This window comes from Mycobacterium sp. ZZG (genome assembly GCF_054786995.1).
In genome coordinates this window covers 1-16,168 of sequence record NZ_JBTBFV010000063.1, presented here as the reverse complement: position 1 = coordinate 16,168, position 16,168 = coordinate 1, and the positions used below count along the sequence as shown (strand labels likewise).

16 protein-coding genes, 1 tRNA gene and 1 pseudogene are annotated in these 16,168 nt (G+C 67.4%); 11 read left to right on the top strand and 7 right to left on the bottom strand.

What is annotated here, in order from left to right; genetic code table 11:
- The first annotated feature begins 7 nt into the window (after positions 1-7).
- From scpB to der, 4 genes are read left to right on the top strand one after another with little or no spacing between them, the layout of a single operon-like run.
- Complete coding sequence (gene scpB, locus ACXMYJ_RS24585; RefSeq protein WP_460359089.1) at positions 8-739, top strand: SMC-Scp complex subunit ScpB; 732 nt, start codon at positions 8-10, stop codon at positions 737-739.
- A gap of 2 nt (positions 740-741) precedes the next feature.
- The gene (locus ACXMYJ_RS24580; RefSeq protein WP_260752454.1) at positions 742-1,485 is read left to right on the top strand and encodes a pseudouridine synthase; all 744 of its coding nucleotides are present in this window, start codon (positions 742-744) and stop codon (positions 1,483-1,485) included.
- Positions 1,482-2,168 carry a (d)CMP kinase gene (gene cmk / locus ACXMYJ_RS24575; protein WP_260752455.1) on the top strand — a complete coding sequence of 229 codons (687 nt, stop codon included), beginning with the start codon at positions 1,482-1,484 and terminating at the stop codon, positions 2,166-2,168. Before ACXMYJ_RS24580 ends, cmk begins: the two co-directional genes overlap by 4 nt.
- The gene (gene der / locus ACXMYJ_RS24570; RefSeq protein WP_460359088.1) at positions 2,165-3,577 is read left to right on the top strand and encodes a ribosome biogenesis GTPase Der; all 1,413 of its coding nucleotides are present in this window, start codon (positions 2,165-2,167) and stop codon (positions 3,575-3,577) included. The genes cmk and der overlap by 4 nt, the downstream gene beginning before the upstream one ends.
- Here der and ACXMYJ_RS24565 read toward each other — a convergent pair.
- Positions 3,561-6,323, bottom strand: coding sequence for a hypothetical protein (locus ACXMYJ_RS24565; RefSeq protein ID WP_460359087.1), 2,763 nt, complete (start codon positions 6,321-6,323; stop codon positions 3,561-3,563). The two genes, der and ACXMYJ_RS24565, sit on opposite strands and share 17 nt — an antisense overlap.
- A gap of 109 nt (positions 6,324-6,432) precedes the next feature.
- Here ACXMYJ_RS24565 and ACXMYJ_RS24560 point away from each other — a divergent pair, with 109 nt between their 5' ends.
- Positions 6,433-7,200, top strand: coding sequence for a sulfite exporter TauE/SafE family protein (locus tag ACXMYJ_RS24560; RefSeq protein WP_460359098.1), 768 nt, complete (start codon positions 6,433-6,435; stop codon positions 7,198-7,200).
- A gap of 210 nt (positions 7,201-7,410) precedes the next feature.
- A complete protein-coding gene (locus tag ACXMYJ_RS24555) occupies positions 7,411-8,325 on the top strand; it encodes a sulfite exporter TauE/SafE family protein (protein WP_460359086.1) in 915 nt (304 codons plus the stop codon).
- Here the strand turns inward: ACXMYJ_RS24555 and ACXMYJ_RS24550 are convergent.
- On the bottom strand, positions 8,305-9,795 hold the full coding sequence (locus ACXMYJ_RS24550; protein ID WP_460359085.1) for a cryptochrome/photolyase family protein: 1,491 nt from the start codon (positions 9,793-9,795) through the stop codon (positions 8,305-8,307). The genes ACXMYJ_RS24555 and ACXMYJ_RS24550 overlap by 21 nt on opposite strands.
- Positions 9,796-10,211: 416 nt before the next feature.
- The gene (locus ACXMYJ_RS24545; protein WP_260752462.1) at positions 10,212-10,565 is read right to left on the bottom strand and encodes a hypothetical protein; all 354 of its coding nucleotides are present in this window, start codon (positions 10,563-10,565) and stop codon (positions 10,212-10,214) included.
- A 214-nt stretch (positions 10,566-10,779) separates the two neighbouring features.
- Here ACXMYJ_RS24545 and ACXMYJ_RS24540 point away from each other — a divergent pair.
- Positions 10,780-10,853, top strand: a tRNA-Pro gene (locus ACXMYJ_RS24540).
- 101 nt (positions 10,854-10,954) lie between these two features.
- Here the strand turns inward: ACXMYJ_RS24540 and ACXMYJ_RS24535 are convergent.
- The 4 genes from ACXMYJ_RS24535 to ACXMYJ_RS24520 all read right to left on the bottom strand — a co-directional run bounded on the left by ACXMYJ_RS24535 (position 10,955) and on the right by ACXMYJ_RS24520 (position 12,786).
- Complete coding sequence (locus ACXMYJ_RS24535) at positions 10,955-11,485, bottom strand: enoyl-CoA hydratase/isomerase family protein (protein ID WP_460359097.1); 531 nt, start codon at positions 11,483-11,485, stop codon at positions 10,955-10,957.
- On the bottom strand, positions 11,377-11,634 hold the full coding sequence (locus ACXMYJ_RS24530) for a hypothetical protein (RefSeq protein WP_460359099.1): 258 nt from the start codon (positions 11,632-11,634) through the stop codon (positions 11,377-11,379). The genes ACXMYJ_RS24535 and ACXMYJ_RS24530 overlap by 109 nt, the downstream gene beginning before the upstream one ends.
- Positions 11,635-11,695: 61 nt before the next feature.
- On the bottom strand, positions 11,696-12,304 hold the full coding sequence (locus ACXMYJ_RS24525; RefSeq protein ID WP_460359084.1) for a cytochrome P450: 609 nt from the start codon (positions 12,302-12,304) through the stop codon (positions 11,696-11,698).
- The gene (locus tag ACXMYJ_RS24520; RefSeq protein ID WP_460359083.1) at positions 12,265-12,786 is read right to left on the bottom strand and encodes a hypothetical protein; all 522 of its coding nucleotides are present in this window, start codon (positions 12,784-12,786) and stop codon (positions 12,265-12,267) included. The genes ACXMYJ_RS24525 and ACXMYJ_RS24520 overlap by 40 nt, the downstream gene beginning before the upstream one ends.
- Positions 12,787-13,026: 240 nt before the next feature.
- On the opposite strand from ACXMYJ_RS24520, the gene ACXMYJ_RS24515 reads away from it, so the two are divergent.
- The 4 genes and pseudogenes from ACXMYJ_RS24515 to ACXMYJ_RS24500 all read left to right on the top strand — a co-directional run.
- Positions 13,027-13,437, top strand: a complete 411-nt coding sequence (locus ACXMYJ_RS24515; protein WP_260752512.1) for a Zn-ribbon domain-containing OB-fold protein — start codon at positions 13,027-13,029, stop codon at positions 13,435-13,437.
- A complete protein-coding gene (locus tag ACXMYJ_RS24510) occupies positions 13,434-14,177 on the top strand; it encodes a beta-ketoacyl-[acyl-carrier-protein] synthase family protein (RefSeq protein ID WP_260752513.1) in 744 nt (247 codons plus the stop codon). Before ACXMYJ_RS24515 ends, ACXMYJ_RS24510 begins: the two co-directional genes overlap by 4 nt.
- A 66-nt stretch (positions 14,178-14,243) precedes the next feature.
- Positions 14,244-15,479, top strand: coding sequence for an IS256 family transposase (locus ACXMYJ_RS24505; protein WP_460359082.1), 1,236 nt, complete (start codon positions 14,244-14,246; stop codon positions 15,477-15,479).
- A 57-nt stretch (positions 15,480-15,536) separates the two neighbouring features.
- Positions 15,537-16,064 (top strand): annotated as a pseudogene (locus tag ACXMYJ_RS24500) (thiolase family protein); the annotation flags it as partial.
- Between the last annotated feature and the right edge of the window lie 104 nt (positions 16,065-16,168).

Genomic DNA, 16,168 nt, shown 5'->3' with positions numbered 1-16,168 from the left:
AAAGACTATGACAGAAGACATTTCGACCGGTACTGCGCCTGAGGCGGTAACCGACGTCGACCCCGGAACAGACGCGACCGACGAGAGCGACGAGGTTCCGGCCGCCGAATTGGACGACGACGAGCTGGACTCGGTGCTCGAAGCGCTGCTCCTGGTCGTCGACACCCCGGTGACAGTGGACACACTTGCCGGCGTCACCGAGCAGCCGTCGACGCGCGTGGCCGAGCGGCTGCAGCAGCTCGCGGCCGCGCTGGCCGCCCGCGACAGCGGCATCGACCTGCGGGAGGCGGCGGGCGGATGGCGGATGTACACGCGCTCGAAGTACGCCCCCTACGTCGAGAAACTGCTCCTCGACGGTGCGCGGTCCCGGCTGACCCGCGCCGCACTCGAGACCCTGGCGGTGGTGGCCTACCGGCAACCGGTCACCCGCGCCCGGGTCAGCGCGGTCCGCGGCGTCAACGTCGACGCGGTCATGCGCACCCTGCTGGCCCGCGGCCTGATCACCGAGGCAGGCACCGACGCCGATTCCGGGGCGGCGACGTTCGCCACCACCGAGCTGTTCCTCGAGCGGCTCGGGCTGACGTCGCTGACCGACCTGCCCGACATCGCACCTCTGCTTCCCGACGTCGACGTGATCGACGACATCAGCGAAACCCTCAGCGAAGAGCCGCGTTTCATGAAACTCAACGGCGCGTCCGCCCCCGAGGCGCCGGCCGCCATCGATGTGGATCAGGACTGAGAATGACAGACGACGACGGGGTCCGCCTGCAGAAGGTGTTGTCCCAGGCCGGAATTGCATCCCGCCGAGTAGCGGAGAAGATGATCCGGGACGGCCGGGTCGAGGTGGACGGGCAGATCGTCACCGAGCTCGGAACCCGGGTGGATCCCGCGGCCTCGGTGATCCGGGTCGACGGATCGCGGATCTCGATCGACGACACCCTGGTGCACCTGGCGATCAACAAGCCCCGCGGCATGCACTCGACGATGTCCGACGACCGCGGTCGACCCTGCGTCGGCGACCTGGTGGAGCACCGGGTGCGCGGCAACAAGAAGCTCTTCCATGTCGGGCGGCTGGACGCCGACACCGAGGGCCTGCTGCTGCTGACCAACGACGGGGAACTGGCGCACCGCTTGATGCACCCGTCGTTCGAGGTGCCCAAGTCCTATGTCGCGACGGTGCTCGGCTCGGTGCCCAAGGGGTTGGGCCGCAAGCTGCGTGACGGGATCGAGCTCGACGACGGGCCGGTCCGGCTCGACGATTTCGCGGTGGTAGACACCGTGCCCGGTCGTACGCTGGTGCGGGTGACGCTGCACGAGGGCCGCAAACGGATCGTGCGGCGGCTGCTGGGCGAGGTCGGCTTCCCGGTGCAGGAACTGGTGCGCACCGACATCGGCGCGGTCACCCTCGGTGATCAGCGTCCCGGCAGCATCCGGCCGTTGACCCAGAAGGAGATCGGCGAACTGTACAAGGCGGTGGGATTGTGAGCCCCTCGGTGGTGGTCGCGATCGACGGGCCTGCCGGGACCGGAAAGTCCACGGTGGCAAGGGGTTTGGCGACTTCGCTGAATGCCCGTTACCTCGACACCGGCGCGATGTACCGCATCGTGACGCTGGCGGTGCTGCGCGCCGGGGTCGATCCGGCCGATGCGGCGGCCGTCGGGGCCGTCGCGCAGACCGTCGAGTTGGCGGTCGGCAGCGATCCGGCTCAGGACCGGTCCTATCTGGCAGGCGAGGACGTTTCGCTCGAGATCCGCGGTGACGCCGTCACCAAAGCCGTGTCGGCGGTCTCGGCCGTACCGGCGGTGCGGGCCCGGCTGGTCGCACTGCAACGTGAATTGGCCTCGGCGCCCGACAGTGTCGTGGTCGAGGGCCGCGACATCGGAACTGTGGTGCTGCCCGATGCCGACGTCAAGATCTTCCTGACCGCCTCGGCGGAGGAGCGGGCCCGGCGCCGTCACGACCAGAACGTCGCCGCGGGTCTGCCCGGTGACTACGAGGCGGTGCTCGCCGACGTCCGGCGCCGCGACCACCTGGATTCCACCCGTGCGGTGTCGCCGTTGCGCGCCGCCGACGATGCGCTGGTGGTGGACACCAGCACCATGAACCAGTCCGAGGTCGTGACCTACCTGACCGGGCTCGTCGAACAGAAAGCTGGGGTCACCCGATGAGCGAGGACGGCACCTGGTCGCAGGAGAGCGATTGGGAGATCGGCGCCGAAGAGGTCGCGGACACGATCGAGGAGGTTTCCGCGCCGCCGCCGGTGATCGCCGTGGTCGGGCGGCCCAACGTCGGAAAGTCGACGCTGGTCAACCGGATCCTGGGCCGGCGCGAGGCGGTGGTGCAGGACGTCCCCGGCGTGACCCGGGACCGGGTGTCCTATGACGCGAGCTGGTCCGGTCAGCGTTTCGTCGTGCAGGACACCGGCGGCTGGGAACCCGACGCCAAAGGCCTGCAGCAGCTGGTCGCCGAGCAGGCCTCGGTGGCGATGCGCACCGCCGACGCCATCATCTTCGTGGTCGACTCCGTCGTCGGCGCCACCGCCGCCGACGAGGCCGCCGCAAAACTGTTGCAGCGCTCCGGGAAACCGGTGTTCCTGGCCGCGAACAAAGTCGACAACGAGCGGGGCGAAGCGGATGCGGCGGCGCTGTGGTCGCTCGGGCTGGGACAGCCGCACTCGATCAGCGCCATGCACGGCCGCGGCGTCGCCGACCTGCTCGATGTCGTCGTCGACGCGCTGCCCACCATCTCCGAGGTGGCCGGCGCCGGTGGCGGCGGTCCGCGCCGGGTGGCGCTGGTGGGCAAGCCCAACGTCGGCAAATCCTCGCTGCTGAATCGCCTGTCCGGCGACGAGCGGTCGGTGGTGCACGACGTGGCGGGAACCACCGTGGACCCGGTCGACTCGCTGATCGAGATGGACGGCAAGCTCTGGCGTTTCGTCGACACCGCGGGTCTGCGCCGCAAGGTCGGGCAGGCCAGCGGCCACGAGTTCTACGCCTCGGTGCGCACCCATGGCGCGATCGACGCCGCCGAGGTGGCGATTGTGCTCGTCGACGCGTCGCAGCCCCTGACCGAACAGGACCAGCGCGTGCTGTCGATGGTGATCGAGGCGGGGCGGGCGCTGGTGCTGGCGTTCAACAAGTGGGACCTGGTCGACGAAGACCGTCGCTACCTGCTCGACCGTGAGATCGATCTGCAGCTCGCGCAACTGCAGTGGGCGCCGCGGGTGAACATCTCGGCCAAGACCGGCCGCGCGGTGCAGAAACTGGTGCCCGCACTGGAGACCGCGCTGCGGTCCTGGGACACCCGGGTGCCGACCGGCCGGCTCAACACGTTCTTCAAGGAGGTCGTCGCCGCGACGCCGCCACCGGTGCGCGGCGGTAAGCAGCCCCGGATCCTGTTCGCCACCCAGGCGACCGCGCGTCCGCCGACCTTTGTGCTGTTCACCACCGGGTTCCTGGAGGCCGGCTATCGCCGCTTCCTGGAACGCAAACTGCGTGAGACGTTCGGGTTCGAGGGCAGTCCGATCAGGATCAATGTGCGCGTCCGGGAGAAGAGGGGCGCTAAGTCCCGCCGGTGACGTCGGTGACGTCGGTGACGTCCGGCAGCGGTGGGGCCGGCTCGTCGGCGAGCAGCTCGGCCAGGGCGGCCCAGTAGGCGGGCGCCCGCGGGTAGTCGCTGTGGGTCTGCACCTCGGCGAGGTAGTCGACCCGGACGACTTCCTCCGCGAACGGGTCGATCGGATTGGCGGGGTAGCCGTACGCCGGGAAACCGAGATAATCGGTGCGGCGCCACAGGTTTCGCCACCGCAGCCTGCCGTCCGCCGAGAGCCGGCCGACGACGGACTCGCTGCGCGAGGCGCCGATGACCTCGTCGGCGCCGAACCGACGCGGGTGAGCCTCGATCTCGTGCGACCACGGGTCCGGTGTCCACAGGCTGCTCGACGCGCACGCCTGGACGCCGAGCACGTTCGGGCCGAGCAACTCCGGTAAGATACGGCTGAAGTACGCGCGCAGCTGGCTGCCGTAGGTCAGCAGCGAGATGCGGGACTTGTCGGCGATCCGCGGCGACAGCAGGACTGCCACCGCGAGCGCCGATCCCAGGTTGTGCGCCGACAGGACGATCCGCCGCTCGGCGACGATCTGGGCCGGGGCCTCGCGTGAGGTCAGCCAGACGCGGCACCGCTCGATCAGTTCCGGCACCGCGCGCTCGGCATAGCAGGGCGGCGCCAACGGGTGCCCGGCGCGCGGCAGGAAACACATGAGATCCCACGCCAGCCCGAGCGGACGGGCTCCGCCCAGCAGGCTTCCGCCGACCGTGAGCACGACGAGGGTGACCCCACTGCCGGCGAGCACCAGCATCCCGAGGTCGAGGGCGGTCCGCAGCGCGGCGACGTTCTGCCCCCGCCACGCCGACATCCCGATCGCGGCGAGCATTCCGCTCGTACCGGTGAGCACCAGCAGCATCACGTAGCCCTCCGCGCGGTGAGCGATGGCGGCGGTCCGACGCCGTTGCAGAACGGAGGGCCGGGGCGGTTCGGCGGTGGCGGACGCGGGATGCCCTCCCTCGCGTGGTTCGAGGGCACTCCAGCGCAACGACGTCCACACCGGCGGGATCACCCCGACGAGCAGCACCAGGAGCATCGGCAGGCAGGCGGCGCCGAACCACACATACGGCAGCGGCACCTCCAGGTTTGGCGACGGCAACTCGGCGGAACAGCAGGGCAGGGGTGAATCCGCCGGGCCGCGAACCGGTTTCACGCCGTCGGCCAGTGACGCCGCGGTGTTGGCGCCGTTCAGCCAGTTGCCCGCCGCGGTGGCCACGGCGCTGGACAGCAGCATCGCGACCAGCGTGGCCAGCAGCAGGAAGACCCCCGGCGCCGAACCGTTCCACGCCGTGTCGCCCGGGGCCGGGCCGCGGTCCGGCGGCGGGTGCGCGATCAGCCAGGACCTCACCGCCAGGAACGCGACCAGCGACACGACGATCAGCGCAGCCGCGATGGTGCGCCGGAAATCGTTGTGCTCCAAGATCATCCAGACCAGTAGCGCCAACGGGACGAGAGCCGCCACCGACGGCAGGTGCCGACGGCCGGTCGCCGCGGTGAGACGCCACAACGACGCGGCCAGTCCGATCGCGATCAGGGTGGCCAGCAGAAGCGTCGGCACGGCCGAACTTCCGAACAGGTGCCGGATCTCGGGTTCGGTGTGTCCGTACACCGTGGCCAGGACCGTCGACTGACACCCGAACAACAACAGCGCGGCGATCACCGCGGGCCACTGCGGCCAGGATCGCGTCCCGTCGCGTCCGGGACCCAGCCCGACCCGGACGTCCACCGCGTAGTCCCCGGCTTTGATCAGGCTCACCACGATGAGCATGAGCACGACGATTCCCGCGACGACGACCGCGATCTGCACTGCGGGATGCGGTGGGGAGTCGACGCCGAACAGCATGTGCATCGCCGTGGCGATGGACACCACCGTGGCGGTGGCGGCCACATGCAGTCGCGCGGTGACCCCGGTGATCCGGCGATGGCTCCAGAACCCTGCCACCGACAGCAACGGCCAGTCCGGTTCCGCGGTCGCCGCTTCGGCCTCGGACCGCCCCGTCGCCCCGGGGGTGCGCAGGCTCGCCGGCGTGACGCCGATCCGGTCGTGCGACACCGGGCCGATGGACTCGGGTTGTTCGTAGCGGACCCGCGTCGCGGCGCTGAGTGCGAGCAGCCCCGCGATCAGCGCGACCGGAACCAGGCTGAGCACGGCAAGCCTTCGCGGCTGCCCCAGCCGGGCCAGCACATCGAGAAATGTCGGCAGCCCCCCGCACACCTTGGTCTGACCGACGAAGCACTGCACGGCCACCAGGTCGAGGACGACGGTCGACGCGGTGACCGCCAGGAGCACGGTCAGCAGCAGGGCCGCGACCCGCAGCGTGGCGGCGCCGTGGCCCCATCGGCTGCGCCGCTGGGGCTGTCCTTCGGTGCGGTCGTTCGGCCCGTCGTCGACCCGCCGGGTCCAGTAGGCGACGTTCACCAGACCGAACGGCAGCAGCAGCGCCCAACCCGTCCGCGTGAGCGCACCGGCGACGCGGCTGACGCCGGAACCGGCGCCCAGTGAGGTCCGGGCCATCTCACCCCACGAGTAGGCCTCGCGCTCGATGTCTGCGCGCAAGTGCGACTTGGCGCGCCCGGCGGCCGTCGGACGCCAGAAGCTGCCGAGCTTGTCACCGGCGACCTTCTCGACGTCGCGCAGGTCGAGCCCGAGCATCGCCTCCGGCTTGGTGTTGTTGACGCCGTGAATTCGCAGCTCGAGCAACCACCGGTCCTCGGCCATGCTTCCCCCAAAGTCGCAGCCGCCTCGGACTGTACTGACGCCGCCGCGGCACTGCGCAGGTTTGGCCGGATGCCCCGCCGTTAGGGTGAGCCCAGTGTCCGCACTCGACATGGTCCTCATCGCGCTCGCCGGGGTCGGCGCCGGCGCCATCAACGCCATCGTCGGCTCCGGCACGCTGATCACGTTCCCGACGCTGGTGACTCTGGGCTTCCCGCCGGTGACGGCGACCATGTCCAACGCCGTCGGCCTGGTCGCCGGCGGAGTGTCGGGAACCTGGGGATACCGGCGCGAACTGCGCGGGCAGTGGCACCGGCTGCGCTGGCAGATCCCGGCCTCGTTCATCGGTGCGGCCGGCGGGGCGTGGCTGCTCCTGCACCTGCCGGAGAAAGTGTTCACCACGGTTGTTCCCGTGTTGCTGGTGCTGGCTCTCGCGCTGGTGGTGGTCGGTCCCCGCATCCAGAACTGGGCCAGGCAGCGCGCCGAGGCCGCCGGCCGGTCCGCCGACCACGTGTCGGCAGCGCGGATGGCCGCGTTGGTGGCCGCGACGTTCGCGGTCGGGGTGTACGGCGGCTATTTCACCGCGGCTCAGGGGATCCTTCTGATCGCCGCGATGGGCGCGCTGCTGCCCGAGGACATGCAGCGGATGAACGCGGCCAAGAACCTGCTGTCGCTGATCGTCAACATCGTCGCCGCGGTGGCGTACACCGTGGTGGCGTTCGACCGGATCAGCTGGGCCGCGGCAGGGTTGATCGCGATCGGTTCCCTGGTCGGCGGGTTCCTCGGCGCGCACTATGGGCGCCGGCTGTCGCCGAACGCGTTGCGCGCCGTGATCGTCGTGGTGGGCCTCGTCGGGTTGTATCGACTGCTGACCGTGTAACCTGTGCGGAGCTTAGGAGTACAACTCGACGATGGGATCCTCGATGGTTGATCGTGTGCTGTGCGCACCGGCGCCGTCCGAGGTGTCCGCGCTCGAGCCCTTCTGGCCGTCGCGTCGGCTGATGGCCTTCGACGAGTGGTGTTGTCCGCGTCCCTGACGCCCCCACCCGTCCGTCCGGTCACGCGGTGACCGCAGCTTCCGAAAGCAGCCATGCGTTCGCTTCTCATCTTCACGCTTGTCGGTGTCGGCGCCCAACTGGTCGACGGTGCACTGGGCATGGCGTTCGGTGTCACCGCCACGACGCTGCTGGTGCTGTCCGGCGTCGGGGCCGCCCAGGCCAGCGCCGCGATCCATCTCGCCGAGGTCGGCACCACGTTCGCCTCCGGGGTGTCGCACTGGAAGTTCAAGAACATCGACTGGACGCTGGTCGCCAAGCTGGGAGGGCCGGGCGCGGTCGGCGCGTTCCTCGGCGCCACCGTGCTCTCCTCGCTGTCCACCGAGCACGCGGCGCCGCTGATGGCCGCGATCCTGGTCGCGATCGGCGCCTACGTGTTGCTGCGGTTCTCGCTGCGCACCCCGTTGACGCTGGCGCGGGGGACCAATCACAGCGTCAAGTTCCTCGCCCCGCTGGGGTTGTTCGGCGGGTTCATCGACGCGTCGGGCGGAGGCGGCTGGGGTCCGGTGACCACCAGCACGCTGCTGTCGCAAGGCAAGACCGCGCCGCGGACGGTGATCGGCTCGGTCAGCGCGTCGGAGTTCCTGGTGGCGGTGTCGGCGTCGCTGGGCTTCCTGATCGGGCTGCGGCAGGAGTTCCTGGAGAACTGGCCGGTGGTGGTCGGACTCATGGTCGGCGGGGTGATCGCCGCACCGTTCGCGGCGTGGCTGGTGACCAAGGTCAGCCCGGCGCTGCTGGGCAGCGCGGTGGGCGGTGTCATCGTGCTGACCAACAGCCAGAAACTGGTGCACTTCTTCGACATTCAGTGGCCGTGGTCGACGGCCATCTACTCGGTGATCGTCGTGGCGTGGGCGTCCCTGGTGATCTACGCGTGGCGCACGTCGCGGGGCCCGAGGTTCGCACCAGAGACGGCGGCCGCCGATGCGGCGTCAGAACCGGTCGCGCGCTGATTCCTGCTCGATGACGGACTCGAGGTCGCCGAGCCGCTCCATCGACGACACCACACGGCGGGTGCGCATGTTCTTGGCCAGCCGGTCGCGGTGCCGGTGGGTGAATGCCCAATAGCCGGCGGTGAACGGGCACGCGTCGTCTCCGAGCCGCTTCTTGGGGTCGTAGGCACAGTCGCCGCAGTGGTCGCTCATCTTGTTGATGTAGGCGCCGCCGGAGGTGTACGGCTTCGTGGCCAGCAGCCCTCCGTCGGCGTGCTGGCTCATTCCGACCACGTTGGTGGGCATCACCCATCCGAAGCCGTCGACGTAGGCGGTGGCGAACCACTCGGTGAGCTCGTCGGGCCGGTAGCCGCGTTGCAGCGCGTGGCTGCCGAGGATCATCAGCCGCTGGATGTGGTGCGTCCAGCCACGGTCGCGAACCCCTTTGAGCGCGTGGTGCAGGCACCGGGCAGTGACGGCGTCGGCGTCGAGCTCCGACCACCAGGCCGGTAGCGGGGTGCCGGCGTTGAGCTCGTTGTGGTCTGTGTAGTCGGGGCCGAAGTGCCAGTACAGGTGCCACATGTATTCGCGCCAGCCGAGGATCTGCCGGATGAAGCCCTCGACGGCGGCCAGCGGCGCCCGCTTGTCCCGGTAAGCGCGCTCGGCGGCTTCCACCGCCTCCAGTGGATGCAGAACGCCGAGGTTGAGGGGGACCGACAGCAGTGAGTGCGCCATCGCCCAGTCCTCACCCATGATGGCGTCCTCAAAGCGACCGAACAGCGGCAGCCGGTGTTCGATGAACCGGGACAGCGCCCGCTTCGCCTCGGCAGGGGTGACGGCGAACAGGCGGGCCCCGTCCGCGCCGACGGTGTCGAGGTCCATGCCGTCGAGGTCGTGGCGGACCTGCTCGTCGATGTCGTCCTCGCGGGGCCGGTACGGTGCCGGCGCGCCGAGGGTGGGCTGCTTCTTCGGGGGAGGTTCGCGGTTGTCCTCGTCGTAGTTCCACCGGTTGCCGACGGGTTCGGCGCCGTTCATCAGCACGTCGAAGCGGCGGCGTTGGTCGCGGTAGAAGTCTTCCATCCGGAAGCGGGTGCGCTGCCCGGCCCACTCCTGGAAGTCGTTGCGCGACAGGGCGAAGGTCGGCGTGGGCAGCACATCGGCGACCAAGCCCTGTTCCTTGAGGCGGTGGACGAACTTCTCGGCGGCGTGCGAGGTGGGCTGGTGGACGAGCACCGGTCGTTTGAAGCGCTTCAGCGCATCGGTATAGGTGTCGGCTTGCACCAGCGTGGCGCGCTCACCCAGGTCGCGGTCGGCGTGCCGCAGTGCCGAGAGCACCAGGTGCAGCTTCTGGCGGTGGTAACGACGCTTGCGCAACGCGGAGGCGGCCTCGACGAGCAGGACCTCGCGGTGGGCGTGCTCGCCGCCGTGCACGGCCGGCCCGAGCTGGTCGGCGAACAGCCACAGGGGAGTGTCGTCGCGCGCGGGGGTCACCGCATCGAGGCTACGGCCGAAAGCGCGCGGCAACGCGTTCTCAGCGTGATTGACAACCGCGTGATTAACTACCGCACGCGGGGGTATGCCAGCGAACAGTCAAGGGCCGTGCGCGGTGTGCAGAGCAGAGCGTCACCCGATCGCAGACCCCCGTCCATCACAGGAGGCCTGTGGTGGCAAAAGCGTGCCTGGAGTAGTGATGAGTGTCGTGTTGTTGGGGCCGATGAGCCGGTGCGCGAACTGCCGCCGCGTTCCCCCAAACGGGAAGCGCTGGCCGTATGTCGCCGGCAGCGACCGTTTCTGCTGTTTGGATTGTCTGTACGGGCTGCATCCGGAGCTGCAGAAAGAGGCTCTCTAACCTCGGCAGCGTGCGGTGGAGGCGCCACCTCCGTCAGTTCCGCGCAAGTGGTACGCCGTCACTCCGCTTTTTCGACCACCTCCTGGTACTGCGTCATGATCTGGGCAAGTCCGTCTTCGACGAATGCGTCGGCGATCCGCAGGTGTGAAACCACGAGTCGCACTCGACTGAGCATCTGCTGGAACTCCTTGGTGTGGCGCACCGCGTCGATCTGGTCCGTGGTTCCCTTGGCCACAAGGAATCCCGTGATATCACCAGTCGGCGCGAGCACCGTGATGTCGAAGCCCTCAATCTTCCCTTCCTTCTGGAGTCGGGCCCAGTACTTCATCGAGTCGCCGTAGACTTCGAGGGCCAGCTTCTCCCGTCCGGGTACGGGCTCTCCCCAAACTGTGCACAGAGCGGCCTCGGCCATGTTCCTTCCCCTTCCGTGACCCCCCTAGTCGTCGATTATCGACCGCTCGGATGCCGACGAACAGGGCTGATGAGGTGGTCTCTCCGGGGCGCTGTCGAAGTCAAATGAAAGTGGGACAACCACATGGTTTGCACTCGACGGCCGGGCAGTTGGGATCTCAGCGTGGGGCTGAGGTAGAGTTTCGTCCGCCTGCCGGCGATCCCGGAAGGCACCGCGGGCTGTGGCGCAGCTTGGTAGCGCACTTGACTGGGGGTCAAGTGGTCGCAGGTTCAAATCCTGTCAGCCCGACATAGGTCAAAGGCGGTTCCCAAACGGGACCGCCTTTTTGACCCCGGTTCCACCTGCAGGCCCAGCGCCGGTGGGCGGCTTTCACCCGCACCTTCTGCTTGTCAGCTTCGCTTGTCGGTTCGGCTTGTCAAAGTCGCCATCTCTGCGAGTTCGCGCGCGATCGCCTCGCGCGCAAGCTCCTGCCGACTGCTCGTCATAAGACGTTTTGTAGCGGCGACCGACAGGGGGTCGTGGGCGGCGACCGTCGCCGCCGCGGCCGTTGCCTGCTCGACAAGGGCGCCGTCCGGCACGAGCCGCGTGGCGAGCCCCATCTGGTGTGCCGCCGTGGCGTCGATCCAGTCGCTTGAGAGCATCGCCCACATGGCGTCGGCCCAGCGGACGCGTGCGGGCAGGAGAACGGAGCTGCCGGCTTCCGGCACAATGCCGAGCGCGGTGAATGGCAACCGCACGCGAGCGCCTTCTGCCATCAACACCACGTCGCAGTACAACAGCATGGTGGCGCCGATGCCGACCGCAAGACCGTTCACGGCGGCAAACAGTGGCTTCGCGAAGCCGGCGAGTGCTTGCAGAAACAGACTGAATTCCTCGCCGGCCCTCTGCCGGTCGAGCGCGGACGAATCTCCGTCGAGCAGGGATCGGTCGGCACCCGCTGAGAACGCCCGGCCAGACGTTGCAGCGCGATGCGCAGATCTCGGTAGCCGTCGGCGGTGAAGGCGTTCAAACGCTCGGGGCGGTCCAACGTCAGCCACGTGACGAAGCCGTCTCGCCGCTCGTCAATCATCTGCTCGCCTGAAAGCCGGGGGTGAACGGCGCTGTGCTGGCTAGGCATTCGCTCGACATGCTCATCCGTGGTGCAGCACCACCGGGAACGTCGACACAGCGCGAACGCCGGGGGTGAAGTCGAGTTCGACACCCGGCTTGATCTCGTAGTCGGGCAGGTGCTGATGCCACAGCCGCAAAGCGGTGCGAAGTTCGACGCGAGCAAGGTGCGAACCCAGGCACCGGTGCACTCCGCCACCAAAGCCCAAGTGGCGGTTTACCCTACGGTCCAATCGTACGACTTCTGGTTCAGGCGTGTTGTTTTCATCAGTATTCGCCGAACCAAGCATGGCCAGGACTTGTTCGCCGGCGTGAATGGGGCATCCGCCCAACTCGGTATCCTGCGTGGCTTCGCGCGCCACGGCCATTACCGGTGTTTCGTACCTGAGGAGTTCCTCAACGAGGAAAGGGATGTTCGATTCGTCGTCAGCGATGGCTCGGCGAGCGTCGGGATGTTGTGCCAGGTAGCTGAAAAAGCAGTCCAGCGAAGCCGATACGGTGTCGAGGCCGGCAATGAGGAACAGGAAGCAGATATCAAGTATGTTCTCGTCGCTGAGGCGGTCACCGTCGATCTCCGCCTCGAGGAACCAGCTCAACAGGTCGTCACGGCGCTGCTGCTTGCGCTCCTGCATGGTGGTTGTGAAGTAGCCGTAGATTGATTGCGCGGTCGCGGCTTGGTGAGCGTCGGTGTCGGGGTGCCCGAGCGGCTTGCCGGTGATTCGTGCGGACGGATGATCCCGTCCTTCATCGCCAACAGGCTGGGCGTCTCGTCAAGCGGCAGGCCCAACATCGTCAGAAACACCTGGGTGGGGAACGGCACCGAGAACTGTTTGGCGAAGTCGATCTCGTCTCTGTCGACGAACCCGTCGATCAGCCGGTTGACCAGCGCTGCGATGGACGTCTCGAGTGCCTTCATCTGTTTAGGGGCGAACAACGGGTCCAAGATCTTGCGGAACTTCCCATGCGCCGGCGGGTCCACCTGCAGTGGTATGAGCGGGCGTTCGTTCTTCAGGACGCCTGAGGTCAATGCCGAGGAGAACAGTTGGGGGTTGTGCAAGACCTCATCGACGAGCTCCCAGGTGCTGACGAGCACGCCGATACCGTCGATGCGCATGACCGGTGAAAAGTCGCGCATCATCTTGTAGGTGGGCTGGGGGTGCCTGGTCAATTCGGGGGCTGCCAACAGGTTGAGGCCAGAAGCCGTTGATTCCTGGGTCATGGATCCCCCCGTCATTTAAGTACCGCCGAGCTGGTAGGTCTCGCCGAACTAGCGCCAAAGCGGGGCACTTATCAAATGCTATTTGTATAGTACGTAGCGTTCATTGCGCAAGCGCGCCGAAATGGATGGAGCACGATGACCACCTCAGCTGGCCGTGTACTTCCCACGACACAAGGGCCCAGTGGGTTCTTCTGGACTTCAGGCGCCGATGGCCGATTGCGTTTCCTGCGCTGTGAGGCGTGCTCGTATTTCATTCATCCCCCGACCTCGTACTGTCCACGCTGCGGCGGTCGTGGTGGCGCACCGCAGGCCGTTTCTGGTTGCGGCACGGTCTATTCCTTCACGGTGAACCATCAGCCCTGGGACGGCAACGGCGACGCGTACATCATCGCGGTAGTCGAGATCGACGAGCAGCAAGGACTTCGCTTGGCCACCAACCTCGTTGATGTCGCTCCGGAAGACGTACGGATCGGGATGGCCGTCGAGGTGGTGTTCGAAAACCACGATCCGGTGTATCTTCCGCTGTTCCGGCCAGTGGCATCATGACTGCTGCCGAACGCCGGGCCGTCATTTCCGGCATTGGTCAGTCGCAGGTGGGACGTCGACTCGGCCGCGACGGTCTGGATCTCACTATCGACGCCGCGCTTGCGGCCATCGCCGATGCAGGGCTCACCGTTGCCGACATCGACGGTCTGGCGACATATCCGGGTGCGGTTACCGGTCATCCCGGGTTCTCCGGTCCCGGCTCACCGGAAGTGCAGGACGGGTTGCGATTGTCGCTGGCCTGGCACAGCGGTAGCGCGGAGGGTCCTGGCCAGTTGCAGGCGGTGGTCAACGCGGTGATGGCCGTATCGATGGGGTTGGCGCGACATGTTCTGGTGTACCGAACTGTCACGGAGTCGACGGCACAGGGCGCGGGGCGGCGTCCCGGCATCGGAGTTGGACGCAGCGAAGTCGATGGCTTCCAGCAGTGGTTGCTTCCATTCCGCGCCTACTCAGCGGCGAACTGGTTGGCGCTCTACGCCCAGCGACACTTTCACGAGTACGGAACGACCGAAAAGCACATGGCCCAGATTGCTCTGAATGCACGTCGCAATGCTGCGCTCAACCCGGCAGCAGTCTTTCGCGCGCCGCTGACCCTCGAGGACTATCTCGCGTCGAAGGTGGTGACCACGCCGTTCCGCCTGTACGACTGCGATGTTCCCGTGGACGGCTCGGTTGCGTCCACCAAGGTGGTGTACGAGTCGGGACCTGATCAGCGGTACCGGCGTGTCGTAGCCGAGTGATTGAAGGTCATCGCGTGATTCTTCGAGAGACCGACCAAAGTCACTCGGAGCTTAGGAATCAACGCGATGACCACTGCCCACAATATCGACCTGCCTGCCGTGCTGGCCGAACGACTCACCACCTGCCATCCCGACGTGTTACGCGAGCTGCTCGCCACGTTCATCCACACGTTGATGGGCGCCGAAGCTGACGCCTTGTGCGGCGCTGGATACGGCCAGCGCAGCGCCGAGCGCACCAACTCCCGCAACGGGTATCGACACCGCGACTTCGACACTCGAGCAGGCACATTGGACCTGGCGATCCCCAAACTGCGACACGGCTCCTACTTCCCGGAGTGGCTGCTGGAACGCCGCAAACGCGCCGAGCGGGCCCTGACCACCGTGGTCGCCACCTGCTACCTACTCGGGGTGTCCACCCGGCGGATGGACAAGCTCGTCGAAACGTTGGGCATTACCTCGTTGTCGAAGTCGCAGGTCTCGGTCATGGCCAAGGAACTCGACACCGCCGTCGAAGCCTTCCGCACCAGGCCACTGGACGCCGGCCCCTACACGTTCGTCGCCGCTGACGCCCTGGTGCTCAAAGTCCGCGAGGCCGGCCGGGTGGTCAACGTGCACGCCCTGATCGCCGTCGGTGTCAACGCCGAGGGCTACCGCGAAATCCTCGGCATCGACGTCACCACTGCCGAGGACGGCGCCGGCTGGCTGACCTTTTGGCGCTCGCTGACCGCCCGCGGCCTATCCGGGGTCAAACTGGTCACCAGTGACGCGCACGCCGGGCTTGTCGCCGCGATCGGCGCCACCCTGCCCGGAGCAACGTGGCAGCGCTGCAGAACCCACTACACGACCAATCTGATGTCGGTCACTCCCAAGAGTTCGTGGCCCTGGGTGCGCACCCTGCTGCACTCTGTGTTCGACCAGCCTGATGCCGAATCGGTTGCTGCCCAATATGATCGGATCATCGAGGCGCTCACCGACAAACTACCCAAGGTCGCCGACCACCTCGAAGCAGCACGGCCGGATCTGCTGGCGTTCACCGCGTTCCCCAAACAGATCTGGCGCCAGATCTGGTCCAACAATCCCCAGGAACGACTCAACAAGGAAATCCGGCGACGCACCGACGTCGTGGGCATCTTCCCCGACCGCAACGCCCTGATCCGCCTCGTCGGAGCCGTGCTGGCCGAACAACACGACGAATGGGCCGAATCCCGGCGCTACCTCGGCCTGGAAGTCCTCAGCAAATCACGCGCCGTCAACGACACCCCAACAGAACAGGAGGACACCCCGGCGGCACTGACCGCCTGAACCATCACCACGAAGAATCACCCGACGACGTCGTACACCACCTCCCTGGACTTGACCGACGGCACGACCGCACTGGTGGTGTCGGTGGCCGAACACGCACCGCACGTCGGCCATCCGGTTGCGCAGTTCGAGGCGGTCGGCACCGCACTGCGTGGACGGCCCTCGTGGGAGCAATGGGAGGATCTGGCGACGATGCCTGCTCGGACTTCGGCCGAGCACATGTGGGCGCGCACCGACCTGCGTCCCGCCGATGTCGACGTCGCCGAGTTGTACGACGGATTCAGCTGGCTGAAGATGTCATGGCTGGAGGCGCTGGGTTTCTGCGGACACGGCGAAAGCGGTCCGTTCATCGAGAACGGCACTCGTATCGCGTTGGACGGCGAATTGCCACTGAACACCAACGGCGGGCAGCTGTCCGGCGGCCGATTGCACGGATTCGGCTACATTCACGAAGCGGTTCTGCAGCTGCGGGGAGAGGCTGGTGCGCGGCAGGTTCCGCGAGGACCTGAGGTGGCGGTGGTGTCGAACGGCGGCGGCCCCATCTCGGGGTGCATGCTGCTAACCCGGATTTTTCGTCGAGGGTGATGGCAGTCGTGCGTTGAGATGCGATTGCGTCGCGAATCCGGTTGTGTGGTTCTGGGTATGGCGGGGTGGTCCCGTGTCGCCGGGTGGTGCGGGCTTTCCCAGTG

Excerpts from the sequence above, each read along its gene's own strand:
- ACXMYJ_RS24555 (WP_460359086.1), top strand. The coding sequence starts at position 7,411 with ATGCGTTCGCTTCTCATCTTCACGCTTGTCGGTGTCGGCGCCCAACTG.
- ACXMYJ_RS24580 (WP_260752454.1), top strand. The coding sequence starts at position 742 with ATGACAGACGACGACGGGGTCCGCCTGCAGAAGGTGTTGTCCCAGGCC.
- ACXMYJ_RS24520 (WP_460359083.1), bottom strand. The coding sequence starts at position 12,786 with ATGCGCATCGACGGTATCGGCGTGCTCGTCAGCACCTGGGAGCTCGTC.
- ACXMYJ_RS24525 (WP_460359084.1), bottom strand. The coding sequence starts at position 12,304 with ATGCAGGAGCGCAAGCAGCAGCGCCGTGACGACCTGTTGAGCTGGTTC.
- ACXMYJ_RS24510 (WP_260752513.1), top strand. The coding sequence starts at position 13,434 with ATGACTGCTGCCGAACGCCGGGCCGTCATTTCCGGCATTGGTCAGTCG.
- ACXMYJ_RS24515 (WP_260752512.1), top strand. The coding sequence starts at position 13,027 with ATGACCACCTCAGCTGGCCGTGTACTTCCCACGACACAAGGGCCCAGT.
- ACXMYJ_RS24565 (WP_460359087.1), bottom strand. The coding sequence starts at position 6,323 with ATGGCCGAGGACCGGTGGTTGCTCGAGCTGCGAATTCACGGCGTCAAC.
- der (WP_460359088.1), top strand. The coding sequence starts at position 2,165 with ATGAGCGAGGACGGCACCTGGTCGCAGGAGAGCGATTGGGAGATCGGC.
- ACXMYJ_RS24545 (WP_260752462.1), bottom strand. The coding sequence starts at position 10,565 with ATGGCCGAGGCCGCTCTGTGCACAGTTTGGGGAGAGCCCGTACCCGGA.
- ACXMYJ_RS24505 (WP_460359082.1), top strand. The coding sequence starts at position 14,244 with ATGACCACTGCCCACAATATCGACCTGCCTGCCGTGCTGGCCGAACGA.
- ACXMYJ_RS24560 (WP_460359098.1), top strand. The coding sequence starts at position 6,433 with ATGGTCCTCATCGCGCTCGCCGGGGTCGGCGCCGGCGCCATCAACGCC.
- ACXMYJ_RS24530 (WP_460359099.1), bottom strand. The coding sequence starts at position 11,634 with ATGATTGACGAGCGGCGAGACGGCTTCGTCACGTGGCTGACGTTGGAC.
- scpB (WP_460359089.1), top strand. The coding sequence starts at position 8 with ATGACAGAAGACATTTCGACCGGTACTGCGCCTGAGGCGGTAACCGAC.